The 15,132-nt window shown below is 59.8% G+C and carries 11 protein-coding genes; 9 read left to right on the forward strand and 2 right to left on the reverse strand.

Going from position 1 to position 15,132, the window contains the following annotated elements:
* Positions 1 to 3 precede the first annotated feature (3 nt).
* Positions 4 to 2,838 (reverse strand): DNA polymerase I, encoded by a 2,835-nt coding sequence (polA, locus tag ABIE13_RS08820; protein WP_354442760.1) that lies wholly within the window; start codon positions 2,836 to 2,838, stop codon positions 4 to 6.
* Positions 2,839 to 2,942: 104 nt separating this feature from the next.
* Between polA and ABIE13_RS08825 the strand changes: the two genes are divergently transcribed.
* The 9 genes from ABIE13_RS08825 (at position 2,943) to ABIE13_RS08865 (ending at position 12,994) form a co-directional block, all read left to right on the forward strand.
* A complete protein-coding gene (locus ABIE13_RS08825) occupies positions 2,943 to 3,308 on the forward strand; it encodes a hypothetical protein (protein ID WP_354442761.1) in 366 nt (121 codons plus the stop codon).
* Positions 3,309 to 3,314: 6 nt separating this feature from the next.
* Positions 3,315 to 4,301 (forward strand): homoserine kinase, encoded by a 987-nt coding sequence (locus tag ABIE13_RS08830; RefSeq protein ID WP_354442762.1) that lies wholly within the window; start codon positions 3,315 to 3,317, stop codon positions 4,299 to 4,301.
* A gap of 8 nt (positions 4,302 to 4,309) precedes the next feature.
* A complete protein-coding gene (locus ABIE13_RS08835; protein ID WP_354442763.1) occupies positions 4,310 to 5,098 on the forward strand; it encodes a BPSS1780 family membrane protein in 789 nt (262 codons plus the stop codon).
* A 12-nt stretch (positions 5,099 to 5,110) separates the two neighbouring features.
* Positions 5,111 to 6,181, forward strand: a complete 1,071-nt coding sequence (locus tag ABIE13_RS08840; RefSeq protein ID WP_354442764.1) for a PLP-dependent cysteine synthase family protein — start codon at positions 5,111 to 5,113, stop codon at positions 6,179 to 6,181.
* Positions 6,182 to 6,421: 240 nt separating this feature from the next.
* Entirely contained in the window at positions 6,422 to 7,351 is a 930-nt protein-coding gene (locus ABIE13_RS08845; RefSeq protein ID WP_354442765.1) for a 3-keto-5-aminohexanoate cleavage protein, read from the forward strand.
* A gap of 265 nt (positions 7,352 to 7,616) precedes the next feature.
* Positions 7,617 to 9,497 carry a bifunctional metallophosphatase/5'-nucleotidase gene (locus tag ABIE13_RS08850; protein ID WP_354442766.1) on the forward strand — a complete coding sequence of 627 codons (1,881 nt, stop codon included), beginning with the start codon at positions 7,617 to 7,619 and terminating at the stop codon, positions 9,495 to 9,497.
* An 869-nt stretch (positions 9,498 to 10,366) separates the two neighbouring features.
* Positions 10,367 to 10,834, forward strand: a complete 468-nt coding sequence (locus ABIE13_RS08855) for a Spy/CpxP family protein refolding chaperone (protein ID WP_354442767.1) — start codon at positions 10,367 to 10,369, stop codon at positions 10,832 to 10,834.
* Positions 10,835 to 10,923: 89 nt separating this feature from the next.
* A complete protein-coding gene (locus tag ABIE13_RS08860; RefSeq protein ID WP_354442768.1) occupies positions 10,924 to 11,613 on the forward strand; it encodes a response regulator transcription factor in 690 nt (229 codons plus the stop codon).
* A complete protein-coding gene (locus ABIE13_RS08865; protein WP_354442769.1) occupies positions 11,606 to 12,994 on the forward strand; it encodes a sensor histidine kinase in 1,389 nt (462 codons plus the stop codon). The genes ABIE13_RS08860 and ABIE13_RS08865 overlap by 8 nt, the downstream gene beginning before the upstream one ends.
* 604 nt (positions 12,995 to 13,598) lie before the next feature.
* Here ABIE13_RS08865 and ABIE13_RS08870 read toward each other — a convergent pair.
* Complete coding sequence (locus ABIE13_RS08870; protein WP_354442770.1) at positions 13,599 to 15,122, reverse strand: PepSY domain-containing protein; 1,524 nt, start codon at positions 15,120 to 15,122, stop codon at positions 13,599 to 13,601.
* Positions 15,123 to 15,132: the final 10 nt, after the last annotated feature.

Below are 15,132 nucleotides of genomic sequence, written 5' to 3' on the forward strand. Positions count from 1 at the left end.
GCCCTAGTGCGCCTGTTCCCAGTTCGGGCCCACGCCCACTTCAGCCAACAAGGGCACTTTCAGCGCTGCCACCCCCGCCATCAGACGTGGAATCTCGCTGCGCATCCACTCAACTTCGGCTTCAGGCACTTCCAGCACCAATTCATCGTGCACTTGCATGATCATCCGGGTCTTGCGCTGCTGCTCATCGAGCGCTTTCTGCACTTGCACCATGCTCATTTTGATCAAGTCTGCGGCCGTTCCCTGCATAGGCGCATTGATGGCTGCGCGCTCAGCACCAGCGCGGCGCGGACCATTGGGTGAGTTGATCTCGGGCAAATACAGGCGTCGGCCGAACACGGTTTCCACATAACCGGTGTCCTTGGCCGACTGGCGCGTATCGTCCATGTACTTTTTCACCCCGGGATAACGCTCAAAATACCGTGCGATGTAGTTGCGCGCTGCGGTGTTGTCTATACCCAGGTTGCGGGCCAGTCCAAAGCTGCTCATGCCGTAGATCAGGCCAAAATTGATGACCTTGGCATAGCGGCGTTGTTCGCTTGTCACTTGCTCGGTCTCCACGCCAAACACCTCTGCGGCCGTAGCACGGTGCACATCCAGGCCTTCAGTAAAGGCACGCAACAGCGCTTCATCGCCACTGATATGGGCCATGATGCGCAGCTCAATCTGACTGTAGTCAGCGCTGGCGATCACACAGCCAGGAGGTGCCACAAACGCCTCCCGCACGCGCCGACCTTCTGCGTTGCGGATGGGAATGTTCTGCAGATTGGGATCGTTGCTGGACAAACGCCCCGTGACAGCCACCGCCTGCGCATAGTGCGTGTGCACCCTGCCCGTGGCCGCGTTCACCATCAGCGGCAGCTTGTCCGTGTAGGTGCCCTTGAGTTTGGAAAGACCCCTGTGCTCCAGAATTCGCGCTGGTAAGGGGTAATCCTCTGCGAGCTTTTCAAGTACTTCCTCGTCGGTGCTGGGCGCGCCTGTGGCCGTTTTCTTGACCACCGGCAGGCCGAGTTTCACAAAGAAAATTTCGCCGATCTGCTTGGGCGAACCCAGGTTGAACGGTTGGCCCGCCAGCTCATGCGCTTCTTTCTCAAGCGCCAGGATGCGCTGGCCCAATTCATGGCTCTGGACTCTGAGCGCATCGCCGTCGATCAACACACCTGTGCGTTCGATGCGGTAGAGCGCTTCGCTGCTTTCCATCTCCAGCTCATAGATGCCACGCAGCTTGTCGTTCTCTTCCAGGCGCGGCCAAAGCGCAAGATGCACATCCAGCGTCTGATCGGAGTCTTCCGCGGAATATTCTGCGGCCTTGTCTACCGCCACCTGCGCAAAAGGGATCTGATGCGCACCTTTGCCGCACAGGTCTTCATACTGAATGCCCTTGCGCCCCAGATGCCGCTCAGCGAGGCTGGCCAGGCCATGCGGACGGTGAACCTCCAGCACGTAGCTTTGCAGCATGGTGTCGTGTGCGTAGCCCCGCACTTCAATGCCATGATTGGCAAAGACGTGGCGGTCGTATTTGATGTGCTGGCCGAGTTTTTTCTTCCCAGGGTTTTCCAGCCAGGGCTTCAATCGCTGCAGCACTTCGTCCAGGGGCAATTGTTGCGGGGTGTCAGGGCCTGTATGCGCCAGCGGAATATAGGCCGCCTCTCCCGGCGTCACGCTGAATGAGATACCCACGATGCGTGCCTGCATCTCGTCCAGAGATGTCGTCTCTGTATCCAGCGCTGTGAGTTCTGCAGCTTCAATCTTCGCCAGCCAGGCATCGAATGCAGGCCAGTCAAATACCACGTCGTACTTCAGTTCCCCTGCGCGCGATGCGGCAGGCGGATCTGCAAAGAGGTCTCCCGTACTGGGGTCGCTATTGGACCCGCTCTTAGGGCCGCTACCCGCTGCAGGTGACGCAGTCTTGGATTGACCTGCCTCCAACCCCTTCGCGAGCGTCTTGAAGCCATACTTCTTGTAGAACTCCACCATCGCCTCGGCATTGATCTCGCGACCAGTGACAGCGTCCAGGGAAGGCAAGCCGTCCACATAACCGGTCAGATCGCAGTTGGTTCGTATGGTCAGCAACTGCCTGCCTGTGGGCAGCCATTCAAGCGCCTTGCGGAGGTTCTCGCCCGCCATGCCCTTGATCTTGCTGGCGTTTTCCACAATGGCATCCAGCGAGCCGTACTCGGTCAACCATTTGGCCGCAGTCTTGGGGCCCACTTTGTCGACGCCTGGCACGTTGTCTACAGAGTCACCCAGGAGCACCTGGTAGTCGACCATGAGCGATGCAGGCACCCCGAATTCGGTCTGCACCCCAGCCAGATCACGGCGCTTGCCGCTCATGGTGTCGATGATGGTGATCCGCTCAGTCACCAACTGCGCAAGATCCTTATCCCCGCTGCTGACGATCACTTCGATGTCCTGCTCGGCCGCAGTTCGCGCCAGAGTGCCAATCACGTCATCGGCTTCCACCCCCGGCACCGCCAGAACTCTCCAGCCAAGAAGGTCCACCGCCTCATGGATCGGTGCAATCTGGCTGCGCAAGTCGTCCGGCATGGGCGCGCGCTGGGCTTTATATTCAGGGTAGATATCGTCCCTGAAAGTGCCGCCAGGCGCGTCGAACACGCACACCGCATACTGCGCTTTCGGGTATTGCTTGCGCAGCACAGTCAGCATATTGATCACACCACGGATCGCTCCGGTGGGCTGACTTGCCCGGTCGTTGGGGTCCACGCGCAGATCAGGCAGGGCGTGAAAAGCACGGTAAAGGTAACTGGAACCGTCCACCAGCAGGAGTTGGGGCTGGCTTTCGGCTTGGTCGGCGGGCGCTGAGGCAAATTCGGTCATGGGGCAATTGTGCATGCACGGCCACCCGTCCGTCGGAAGATGGGCGTACAAACCTACAGGTCAGATGATGCGTCTAAAGAGTCCGGCCTCTACAATCACCCTATATGCGAGTCTCGATCACCACCCAGGCTGCCCTGCTGGCGGCCACCTGCCTAGTCGGCGCCGCCGCGTTCGCGCAAGCGCCGGCGCCCGCTACGGCAGGCAACGCCAATGCGCCCGTTGTTCGCGAGGACCCGGTGCAACACGACAGCAGGACGCAGCGAATAGAAAACATTCGTATTGAAGACGCTGGAAGCCGGGTGGATGAAGTCCGCTCAGGCGGAGAGACCAAAAGCATCACCGTGCAACCCAAGGTGGGCGTGCCTGCCTATGAAGTTCAGCCAGCAGACCGTTCCGGCACAGGCGCGAACAGTGGCGAAACAGCCCCTGGTGGCGCAGGCCGGCGCGTTTGGAAAGTCCTGAATTTCTAATCCAGCATGGCGGTTTTTACAGAAGTCTCCGAAGACGAGGCAGGCCAGTTCCTGCATTCCATGGGTCTGGGCACCCTCATCGAGTTGCGCGGCATAGAAGGGGGCATAGAGAACACCAATTACTTTGCCACCACTACAGAAGGCAGCTGGGTGCTGACCCTGTTCGAGCGGCTAACGCACGAACAACTGCCTTTTTATCTTCACCTCATGAAGCATCTGGCAAGCCGGGGCATTCCCGTGCCTGCGCCGTGCGCCAAACCGGAGTCTGCGCCGGTTCCAAGAGGTGAGGATGATCTGCTTCACACCCTGAAGGGCAAACCTACGGCCGTTGTCAACCGCCTGCGAGGCAAGAGCGAGATGTCCCCCACTGTCGCGCATTGCGCTGCTGTAGGCGACATGTTGGCCCGTATGCACCTGGCCGGGCGCGACTACGAAGGCCGCCAGCCTAATTTGCGTGGCTTGCCCTGGTGGAACGAAACCGTTCCGGTGGTGATGCCGCATCTGGATGAAGCCCAAGCCGCCCTGATCCGCTCGGAGCTGGCCTACCAAAACCACATAGCGCAAAGCTCGGCCTACGCCGCCTTGCCTCGTGGTCCGGTGCATGCGGACCTGTTCCGGGACAATGTCATGTTCGAGGGCACCAAGGAACAACCCGTGCTGTCGGGTTTTTTTGATTTCTACTTTGCGGGTGTAGATACTTGGTTGTTTGATCTCTGCATTACGCTGAACGACTGGGCCATTGACCACCCCACGGGCCGGGCAGACGCCCCTCGTACGCATGCAATGCTCCAGGCGTACGAAGCTGTACGCCCTCTTTCTGATGCAGAGCGCCGGCTCCTGCCTGCCATGGCGCGTGCCGGTGCCCTGCGCTTCTGGATTTCCCGGCTTTGGGACTTTTACCTGCCCCGCGAAGCTGCCATGCTGAAACCACATGACCCCACGCACTTTGAACGCGTGCTGCAGGCCCGCATCGCTGCGCCACTGCTCCCCTGATTTCCAGTATGAAGCTCAATATAGTCCCTGCCCGCACCGGCACCCGATGGGCCCGTGACGGCGTCCGCACCTTTTTCAAGCAACCCCTGGCCATTCTGGGGTTGTTTTTCATGTTCGTGGTCAGCATTTCACTGGTGGCACTCATTCCCTTCGTCGGCGGCGTGCTGGCCCTGGTTTTAGTGCCTGCCGCCACTGTCGGCCTCATGGCGGCAGCCCGTGAAGCGGACGCAGGGCGGTTCCCCATGCCACTCACCCTTGCGGTCGCCCTGCGGCAAGGCCCGCAGCCCCGACGGGCGATATTGATACTTGGCGCGTTCTACGCTGTGGCGGTCATGGTGGCCATGGGGGTGTCGGCCATGATTGACGGTGGCCGCTTTGCGGAGCTCTATGTAGGCGGCGGAGGCATCACCGAGGAAATGATTCAAGACGCGTCATTTCGCACTGCCATGTGGGCATTCACCCTGCTATATCTGCCCATTTCCATCGCGTTCTGGCATGCCCCAGCCCTTGTCCACTGGCACGGGGTGTCGCCGCTGAAAAGCCTGTTTTTCAGTACCGTGGCCGTGTTTCGGAACTTGGGCGCATTCTTTCTCTATGGTTTGATGTGGATGGCCATGTCATTCGCTGCAGGCTTGGTGCTGGTGGTCATCGCGGCCATTACTGGCAGCGCGTCGATCGCCACCTTTGGTCTCATGCCCATCGCGATCATGGTCGCTTCCATGTTTTTCAGCTCTCTCTGGTTCACCTTCCGCGACAGCTTCACAGCTGACCAGGAACTGTCGCCAGTTACTTCCTAGTCCTAGACCTGCATGCCTTCTTCCTGGGTATCCGACGCCATCCGGCGCATCGAACGTGATTTTCAGCGCTCTGCCGACACACACCTGTTTCCGATTGAATTGGCTGCGTTCCCCGGCGTGCAGATCTACCTCAAGGACGAATCCACCCACCCTACCGGCAGCTTGAAGCACCGCCTGGCGCGCTCCTTGTTCCTCTATGCGCTGTGCAACGGATGGATCCAGGAGGGCACGACGGTCATAGAATCATCTTCAGGCAGCACCGCAGTTTCTGAAGCGTACTTTGCCCGGCTTCTGGGTCTGCCCTTCATCGCCGTCATGCCGCGCAGCACGTCTGCCGCCAAAGTGGCTCAGATTGCCTTCTACGGTGGCCAAAGCCACTTTGTCGACAAAGGTGACCAGGTCTACGCCGAAGCCGAGCGCCTGGCTCGTGAGTGCAATGGCCATTACATGGACCAGTTCACCTATGCTGAGCGGGCCACCGACTGGCGAGGTAACAACAACATCGCACAGTCCATATTCCAGCAAATGAGCGCGGAGCCTAACCCCGTACCCCGCTGGATCGTGGTCGGTGCTGGCACCGGGGGTACCTCTGCCACCATAGGTCGGTACCTTCGTTACCAGGGTCACGCCACCCAGTTGTGCGTGGTAGACCCGGAGCACTCCGTGTTCATGGACTACTACGAAACCCGCGATGTCACACTCACCAGCCCTCGCGGATCGGGAGTCGAGGGAATTGGTCGGCCTCGCGTGGAGCCGTCCTTTGTTCCCGGCGTCATCGACCGCATGATGCGCGTGCCAACCGCTGCCTCATTCGCTGCCGCACGCTATCTTGAAATGGTGGTGGGCAAGCGCTTCGGTGGCTCCACGGGGACCGATTTTTACGGTGCTCTCAAGCTTGCATGTGAGATCCGCGCGCGCGGCGAAACCGGGAGCATCGTCACCCTGGCGTGCGACGGCGGTGAGCGCTATCTGGACACCGTCTACGACGACGATTGGCTGAAAACCAACGGGCATGACATTGCCCCTTGGCTGCACAAATTCGAGACCACCTGCTCGCAAGGTACTTGGGCCGAATCGCCCTGACCACGGGGGCGGGATTTCGGTCGTCCAGGCACTCAGTAGACAAAGCCATGTCTACTCAAGATGAATCTTCGAGCACTCCTGACTTCTACTGCCACCATCGTGCTGCTGCTTGCCGGCGATTCTCTGGATCCGCTCGATTCTTGAGTGAGATACTGGCATACAATTTCTTAGCATACTAAAATCGTGCCAACGAAGAACACGCCTGCCCCGGCCTGTTCAGCAAAAAGAAAGAGGCAAGCCATGACCCGTCAGAAAGTGATCATCAGTTGCGCTGTCACCGGTGCAATTCATACCCCTTCCATGTCGCCCTATCTGCCGGTAACGCCGGACGAGATCGCGAAGTCTTCCATTGAGGCTGCAGAAGCTGGTGCGGCCATCATCCACCTGCACGCGCGCGATCCGGTGACGGGCAAGCCGGATCAGACACCAGAAGCCTTCCGCCCGTTCCTGGAAAAAATCAAGGCCGGATGCGACGCAGTGGTGAACCTGACCACTGGGGGCTCGCCCTACATGTCCGTGAACGAGCGCATTCAGCCTGCCATGGTGCTCAAGCCCGAAGTGGCCTCCATGAACATGGGAACCATGGGCTTCGGCCTGTTCCCTATGCTGGAGCGCTTCAAGGAATTCAAGCACGATTGGGAACGCCCCTATCTTGAAGGCAGCAAAGACCTCATCTTCCGCAATACCTATGGAGACATCGAAACTGCGCTCAAGAGCATGGCGCCCAACGAAACTCGCTATGAATTCGAGTGCTATGACACTTCCCACCTCTACAACCTGGCGCACTTTGTAGACCGTGGCTTGATCAAAGCACCATTTTTTGTGCAGACGGTGTTTGGCATTCTGGGCGGCATCGGCGCGCATCCTGAAGACGTGATGCACATGAAACGCACCGCTGACCGCCTATTCGGCGATAGCTACCGCTGGTCTGTTCTTGGTGCGGGCCGCAACCAGATGCCTGTGGCGGCCATGGCGGCCTCCATGGGCGGTAACGTCAGAGTTGGGTTGGAAGACAGCCTATGGATCGGTGCAGGCAAGCTTGCACAGACCAATGCCGAACAGGTGATCAAGGTGCGCAAAATCATTGAAGGCCTGGGGCTTGAGGTAGCTACGCCGGCCGAGGCACGTGAGATTCTTGGGCTTAAGGGCGTTGCCAAAGTCGCGTTCTAGTTTCTTTTCCTGCTGGTCTCGATGAGGAAGAGGCGGAAAGCGACGCGCTTATCGCCCCCTCCCATGTCCGGGCGAGGTTGCAAGATGACTCCAGCGGAGCAGGCCAAGGCGTTGTTCGATCCTATGGACCACGAGTAAATTCAGTCCACGGCGATGCGCTCGGCCGACAGCCTGAGCACGTCACGCCATCGTCACGAATTAGTCAACGTATTTTCACGCGAGCAAAGCAGCATGACGCGGTACTTAACGTCCGCCTCATGTCAAGATGAATACTCTACTGCTCAACCCTCGCCGCGCACTCCTTCTGGCTCCCTTGGCTCTCGCCGCCGCGTTGGCTGCTTGCGGAGGTGGAGACGATGATTCCAACAAGTCCGCCCCCCTTGATCTGACCATCGCCCATATCGGAGACCATCACTCGAACCTGGATCCCTTCCCCGCTCAGACCATGAAAATCGGCGGGGTGGACACGCAGGTTGAGCTGGGTGGCTTTAGCCGTGTGACGACTGCGTTCAAGCAATATGTTGGCCGTGACGACGTGCTCAAACTCCATGCAGGCGACGCCAATACCGGCACGCTGTACTACACGCTGTTCAAGGGCAAAGCCGATGCCGACATGATGAACACCATCTGTTTCGACGCTATGCCGGTTGGGAACCACGAGTTCGACGATGGCGACGCCCAGCTCAAGAGTTTCATTGAGCATCTACAAGCTGGCGCCTGCAAGACCCCCGTGTTGGCTGCCAACATTCGTCCGCAGATCGGAACACCGCTGGCACCCAAAGCCGAAAACGATTACATCAAGCCGTACACACTCAAGACCGTCAAGGGCGTTCAGGTGGGCATCATTGGTTTGACGATCAAGTCAAAAACCCAGAACTCCTCAAGCCCCCTGCCCTCCACCGTCTTTGAAGATGAAGCCGTGGCGGCCCAGCGCACTATCGACCAGCTCAAATCCCAAGGCATTCGGCACATTGTGCTGCTGACGCACATGGGCTACGACGCTGACAAAGCTATCGCTGCCAAGCTGACCGATGTGGATGTCGTCATCGGTGGCGACTCGCACACCCTGCTTGGCGATTTCTCCGCACAAGGCAGCGGCTACTCCACTTCCGGGGCGTACCCCACCAAGGTGACCAACAAGGACGGCAAGCCGGTCTGTATCGGCCATGCGTTTGAATACAGCAAAGCCATGGGTGAAATGCGCGTGAGCTTCAATGAAGACGGTGAAGTGTCTTCCTGCACAGGCCAGGCTTCGCTCATCATTGGGAACAGCTTCAAGCGCCAGGGTGCTGACGGCACCTGGGCCAATGTCGATGCCCCCACACAGCAGCAGATTGCCACCGCCGTGGCCGCTGACAAGGGCTTGAAGATGCTCACTCCAGATGCGGGCGCGACGTCCGTGCTGGCCGTTTACTCCGGCCAAGTGGATATCCTGAAGAAAGAGCCCATAGGCTCCACCACCGAAGCCCTGTGCCTGGTGCGCACCCCAGGTGAGAGCACCAACCGCAGCGCAGGCGTTGCTGGTTGCGAAGACGCCAATAAGCTGGCGCGCGGCAGCGACGCCGCACAAGTCGTGGCGCAAGCCTTCCTGAACGCCAGCCTGCGAGCCGATGTGTCTATCCAGAACGCTGGTGGCGTGCGCGTGCCTCTGACTGCGGGCACCATCACCATGGGTGATGCATTTACGGTGCTTCCGTTCTCCAACGTGCTGGTGGAACTGCCAGCGACCGGCCAGCAAATCACTGCTGTGCTGGAAGATGCTGTCTCCAATTACTTGGACGCAGGCCAAACCACAGGCGGTGGTCACCCTTATGCGGCAGGCTTGCGCTGGCACCTGGACATGAGCAAGCCCAAAGGTTCGCGCTTTACGCAACTCGAAGTCAAGAACCGCACCACGGGTGTCTGGTCTGCCATCAACCCGGCTCAAACTTATATCGTGGCCACCAACGATTTTCTGGCAAAAGGCCAAGACGGTTACGCCAGCTTCAAGCCGATCTATGACAGCGGCAACTACGTCAACAACTATCTGCTCTACACGCAGACTTTTGTGGACTACATCCGCGCCAAGGGCACAGTCAGCCGCCCTGCAGCTGGCGACTATTCCCATCAGATGGTCATCACCAAGGCAGGCCTAACGCTGCCTTGACGAACCGGTCTGTAGGGCTGAGGATTTAGCATCTTCCGTCTTTGAGTGAAATGGCATTGGAACGCTGGGTGTCGCATGCGGCTTTTCCCAGTCGGCTGCTCACCCTGGGACCACCGAGCTTCTGTTCGGCATTTGGAGCTTCACAAACGCCGCAATGCCGAGCAGGAGCTCGGCGGTCCCAGCAAATACCGATGCTGTCCAGGTTCCGGTGAGACGAACTTTAGAGGCCGGTCCTGATTCACCTTTCCGGCCGAACGTCGCCCTAAGATAGTTTCCCGGACTTCGCGAAGCAGGTTGTTCCCCTGGGAGCGCCAAGCTCCAGCTTGGCATCTTCGGGACCTTTGCAAACGCTGCAATGCGAAGCTGGAGCTTGGCGCTCCCAGGAAATACCAATGCTGTCCAGGTTCCGGTGAGACGAACTTTAGAGGCTGGTCCTGATTCACCTTCCCGCGGAACGTCGCCCTAAGATAGTTTCCCGGACTTCGCGAAGCGGGCTGTTCCCCTGGGAGCGCCAAGCTCCAGCTTGGCATCTTCGGGACCTTTGCAAACGCCGCAATGCCAAGCTGGAGCTAGACGCTCCCAGGCGGCGAGACCTTCGGATTAACAGTCCGGCGCTCACAACGAGCATCGACTACGAGTCATCTGCAAGATATCTCGAAGCGGCTGTTCCCCTGGGACCGCCGAGCTCCTGCTCGGCATTCGCGTTTTCCACCGCACCCCGGTTTCAACGATAAAGCTTGCGTTGGCAACCCATACCCACCACCTCTGACATAAACCGAAACAAAGCGAAACCCCGCTGACAGGACGCCGAGCGCCTCCAACGGCACCATCACAGACATGTTCAACCCCTGTCTGAAGAAAGACATGTCATGAAATCCTGGATCAAACGAACACTCTTCGGCGTGGTGGGCGCCTCCATACTGCTGGGTGGCCTTACCGCCTGCGGGACACGAGGAGAAGGCCGCTGGCAAACCAGCGCAGAGGACTCAGCCAAGTTCCGCGGCAAGATGATCGAGCGCGTGAGCAGCAAACTCGATCTGAACGCTGATCAGAAGCAGCGCCTCACCGTCGTGGCTGACAAGCTGCACGCACAGCGTACTGCCCTGATGGGCAGCAGCGCCAACCCACGCGCCGACATCACTGCGCTGGTGGCCGGGGAAAAATTTGACCGCACACGTGCCCAGGCTCTGGTCACAGAGAAGACCGCCGCACTGAATAGTCAAAGTCCGGAGGTCATCACCGCGCTGGGTGACTTCTATGACAGCCTGAATCCTGCACAGCAACAAAAGGTGCGCGACTTCATGAACCGTCGCTCGCGTTGGAGCCGCCACGGGTGACAATGTGGGTGCTGCATCATGTCGTTTAGGGCTGAGGGTGCTCACGCATGATGCAGAGAAGCGCAACAGGTGAATAGGACAATCCTGCAATGCAACGCATATTGTTGATTGACGACGACGCGGACCTTGGCCCCCCGCTCGGCACCTATTTTGCCCGCTTCGAATATGGGCTGGAGCAAGCGCTGCGGCCCAGTATCGGTTTACAGAAGCTGTCCCGAGGCGGCTTCGAAGCCGCCATCCTCGACGTCATGCTGCCCGAGATGGACGGTTTTGCGCTGTGCCGCGAGATCCGAAAGACCAGCGATATTCCGATCATCATGCTCACCGCACGCGGCGACGTGATGGACCGTGTGGTCGGCCTGGAACTCGGCGCGGACGATTACCTACCCAAGCCTTTCGAGCCGCGCGAGCTGGTGGCCCGGCTGCAGACCGTGCTGCGCCGACGCCAGCCGTCGCGTGCATCACCGATCGCAGGGCCGTTGCGTTTTGACGGCCTGGTAGTCGACCCAGTCACCCGCACGGTGCTGCGCCAGGGGCAGCCGGTGGAGCTGACCAGTACGGAGTTCGATCTGCTGCACCTGTTGGCGCGCGAGCCGGGCAAGGTGTTTAGCCGCGACGATATCCTGAACCAGTTGCGCGGCCATGAGGCTGAGCTCTATACCCGCGCGGTCGATATCGTAGTGAGCCGGCTGCGCAAAAAGCTGGAGCCGCTCGACGGCATCAAGACACTGCGCAACGCAGGTTACGCACTGGGTCTGGCCAGGGCTACGGATGTTTGAGCGCTCGCGTACGCACCTCAAGCGACTAGGCTATTCGCTGCGCCACTCCCTGCGGCTGCGGCTGGTGTTCCTTTTCCTGGTACTTGCGCTGGCCATGACGGTGGTATTTCTGGGTGGCATGCAGAAGGCGTTGAGTGGGGGCTGGCGCGATGCGGCACGTCCCTTGGTGGCCGACTACATAGACCGGTTGGTAGCCGAAATAGGCAACCCGCCCAGCGTCGAACGCGCAGAAGCGCTCGTGAAGCGACTACCTATCTCGCTGCGCATCATCGGCCCACAAGTGAACTGGCAATCGGAGCCCGACTCTCGCAAGGACAGCTGGCGGCAGCGGCGCGACTGGATGAATCACGAAGCCCAGGGAATTGATGGCAGTGATGGCAATGACTCCAACGCCCCGCTATTGCGGCGCACCACGGCCGATGGTCACCAGATCGTGTTTGGCCTGAGCGCGACGAACTGGCAGCACCCGTCTCGGAGGGTCGGCTGGTTCACCCTCGGTTTGCTGCTTCTGCTCACCGCCGGTGCCTATGCCTATGTGCGGCGGATGTTACGCCCGCTAGACGACATCCGCGCAGGTGCACAGAGGTTCGGTGGCGGCGATTTTGCAGAGCCAATTCCGGTGCGCCGCAGCGACGAACTAGGTACCTTGGCCTCCGATGTAAATGCCATGGGTCAGTCCATTCACCAGATGCTGCAATCCCAGCGCGGGCTGCTGTTAGCCATCAGCCACGAACTGCGCAGCCCGCTGACGCGTGCCCGCATTAATACCGAACTGCTGCCAGAGAGCGTCGACACACAGCCCCTTCGCGAAGCGCTTTTGCGCGATCTTGCCGCGATGCGCGACCTGATCAGCGATCTGCTGGAGAGCGAACGCCTGGGCCTTGGCCACGCTGCGTTGCATCTGGAGTCGACCGACCTGGCCGAGTTGGTGCGCGATGTGGTGGCAAAGATTCAATTGCACGCTAACGCCGCAACCAACGTGGCTATGCACTTAGAGGGCGGCCTGGCAGATGCCATGCTCGACCGCACCCGCACCCGCCTGCTGGTGAACAATCTGATCACCAACGCCCTGCAGCACAGCGCCGATGCGCCCTTTCCTCCAGAGATCTACCTGCGAGCGGAGGCAGAAACCGGCGCCGTGCGCCTTGTGGTGCGCGATCACGGCCCCGGCGTGCCAGAAGCGGTGCTGCCGCACCTGGCCGAACCCTTTTACCGCCCCGATGCTGCCCGCGAACGCGCCACTGGCGGTGTCGGCCTGGGGCTCTACCTGTGCAAACTGGTCGTGTTAGCGCACGGTGGGAGTTGGCACGTGCGCAACGCAGGGCCTGGGCTGGAAGTCTCGGTCAGCTTGCCGGTACGGCAGACACGGGATCCACAGTGAGCGCCCTCGAATCAGGCTTGTCTGCACAACTGCGATAGTCGCTGTGCAGAAGCTCCCGGGCTTCGCGAAGCCGGCTTTCCCCCTGGGAGCGCCAAGCTCCAGCTTGGCATCTTCGTGGCCTCTACCTATGCCGAATTGCCAAGCTGGAGCTTGGCGCTCCCAGGAAATACCAATCCGGTTCTGACTGCCATGTGACGAACCTTCGAGCTCAGCCCTGATTCACTTTTTCAGCGAAACGCTTCCCACAAAATCTCCCGGGCTTCGCGAAGCCGGCTTTCCCCCTGGGGGCGCCAAGCTCCAGCTTGGCATCTTGGTGGTCTCTACCAATGCCCAATTGCCAAGCTGGAGCTTGGCGCCCCCAGGAAATACCTATCCAGTTCGGGTTGGCATGCGAAGAACTTGGAGTCCAGCCCGGACTCAGCTTCTCGATGACACGCAGCCCACCAAAGATCTTCCGGACTTTGCGAAGCCGGCTGTTCCCTGGGACCGCCGAGCTCCTGCTCGGCATTCTCGATCTCTGCAAGCGCTGCAGTGCCGAGCAGGAGCTCGGCGGTCCCAGGGAGAGACCTTGGGATCAGCGGCCCCTGAAGTGGATCTACATTTCTCAGTGACGAAGGCGGAACTTGTGTCTGATGAACAGCATAAGCCTTCTGTACCCAAGCACAACGCCGGTAAAAGCTAGGGCGAAGGCGCCGATACTCAGTAGCACCAGGATGGCATCACGGGGCCAGGTATGCCGCAGCATCCAGGACAGATCCCAGCTGTGCAAAAAGTTGAAAAGCCAACGGCCCGTGCGCTGCGCCTTGTCAACGCTGAGCACTACTTCTCCCGAGTACGGACTGATATAAACCAAAGTGCGCCCTGGGTCATCAAATTGCACGCGCAACACCGGCAGATCTCGCGCCGATCCGGCATACATCGACGCATCACCTCGCCGGAAGTAGTAGGCGTCATAGTCATCAAGGACGCTGGTAGAGCGAACGTCAAAAGCGAACAACCGACGCGCAGACTGCTCCAGCATCTCAAGTTCCCAAGTCTTGTGCACGCGATAGGCGCTGCCAACAGAGGACACCACCCGCGTCGCCCCTTCACGGTCAGAAGCCAGCAAGTAAGGCCGACCACCCAGCACCCTCCACTCAAGCTCTCGTGTATCAAACCCATCTGCTTCGAGCAGCGCCAGGGCATCTTTCGTCGCGATACCGGGAAGCACACTGCCCGCGCTTGCCTGCTGATACGCCTTCACATCGGGGCGTGGGCCCCCAGGGCTAAAAACGCCCAGCGGATTCATGGACATCAGTCCACTGAAAATCCACAAGACCATGACCAGCCCGAACAGCAGCCCAGTGATGTGGTGCCAGCGCATCTGAAACTCCCGATACGGTGTCTTGGCTCCAGACTTATAGTGTCCCGTAAACCGCCACCGCCAGATGCCCACGAAGGCCCCGGCAACGGCGGAGATGGTCCCCAATGCCGAAAGGCCAATCACCAACCAGCTCCACACTGCATCCCTGGACCCATCACGGAACATGTACACCCAGTGCAGCCAGGCGCCCACGTAGTTCCACAAGCGCTGATAGCGTGGTACATCCATGACCACTTCGCCCGTGGTCGAAGATACGTAGAGCAAGCTTGACTCCGGGTCGTCCATCTGCATCTTGAACAGCGGTCGGTGCGGATCCAGCAGACCCGAATGGGTCCAGCGATCGTCCTGGGTTTGGCCTAGCAGAACACCGTTGGCTCCGGGCAGGAACGCCTGCGCACTGCGCGCTGCAACTGCATCATCGGGCAAGGGCGCCATGTGGCCGCTGGCCGCATCCACCACCCGCAGCGCGCCCCCCTCCTCTTTGAACCGGTAGCTGGGCCGCCCCGCGATGGTGGTGAGCACTACCTGCTGAACCTTGTCCGGCGCCTCGCTGTGCCGCAGTGCGGTTTCTACCGGCACGCAGCAGTGCGGGCCAGACAGAGGTGGCAAGGCGCTCAGCCGCTCGGTGGGCAGCAATTTGGGATAGCCGACAAAAAGCATCACCACGCCGCTGAACACCCACAGGGCCATCAACACGCACCCTGCCACACCAGTCCATCGATGAATCAGAAACACCAACCGTTTTGAATGGGAAGCTGACCACATGGCGCCTCCG

The organism is Ottowia thiooxydans (assembly GCF_040548795.1).
Lineage (GTDB): Bacteria > Pseudomonadota > Gammaproteobacteria > Burkholderiales > Burkholderiaceae_C > Ottowia > Ottowia thiooxydans_A.

Excerpts from the sequence above, each read along its gene's own strand:
- ABIE13_RS08870 (WP_354442770.1), bottom strand. The coding sequence starts at position 15,122 with ATGTGGTCAGCTTCCCATTCAAAACGGTTGGTGTTTCTGATTCATCGA.
- ABIE13_RS08825 (WP_354442761.1), top strand. The coding sequence starts at position 2,943 with ATGCGAGTCTCGATCACCACCCAGGCTGCCCTGCTGGCGGCCACCTGC.
- ABIE13_RS08860 (WP_354442768.1), top strand. The coding sequence starts at position 10,924 with ATGCAACGCATATTGTTGATTGACGACGACGCGGACCTTGGCCCCCCG.
- ABIE13_RS08830 (WP_354442762.1), top strand. The coding sequence starts at position 3,315 with ATGGCGGTTTTTACAGAAGTCTCCGAAGACGAGGCAGGCCAGTTCCTG.
- ABIE13_RS08835 (WP_354442763.1), top strand. The coding sequence starts at position 4,310 with ATGAAGCTCAATATAGTCCCTGCCCGCACCGGCACCCGATGGGCCCGT.
- polA (WP_354442760.1), bottom strand. The coding sequence starts at position 2,838 with ATGACCGAATTTGCCTCAGCGCCCGCCGACCAAGCCGAAAGCCAGCCC.
- ABIE13_RS08865 (WP_354442769.1), top strand. The coding sequence starts at position 11,606 with ATGTTTGAGCGCTCGCGTACGCACCTCAAGCGACTAGGCTATTCGCTG.
- ABIE13_RS08855 (WP_354442767.1), top strand. The coding sequence starts at position 10,367 with ATGAAATCCTGGATCAAACGAACACTCTTCGGCGTGGTGGGCGCCTCC.
- ABIE13_RS08840 (WP_354442764.1), top strand. The coding sequence starts at position 5,111 with ATGCCTTCTTCCTGGGTATCCGACGCCATCCGGCGCATCGAACGTGAT.
- ABIE13_RS08850 (WP_354442766.1), top strand. The coding sequence starts at position 7,617 with ATGAATACTCTACTGCTCAACCCTCGCCGCGCACTCCTTCTGGCTCCC.
- ABIE13_RS08845 (WP_354442765.1), top strand. The coding sequence starts at position 6,422 with ATGACCCGTCAGAAAGTGATCATCAGTTGCGCTGTCACCGGTGCAATT.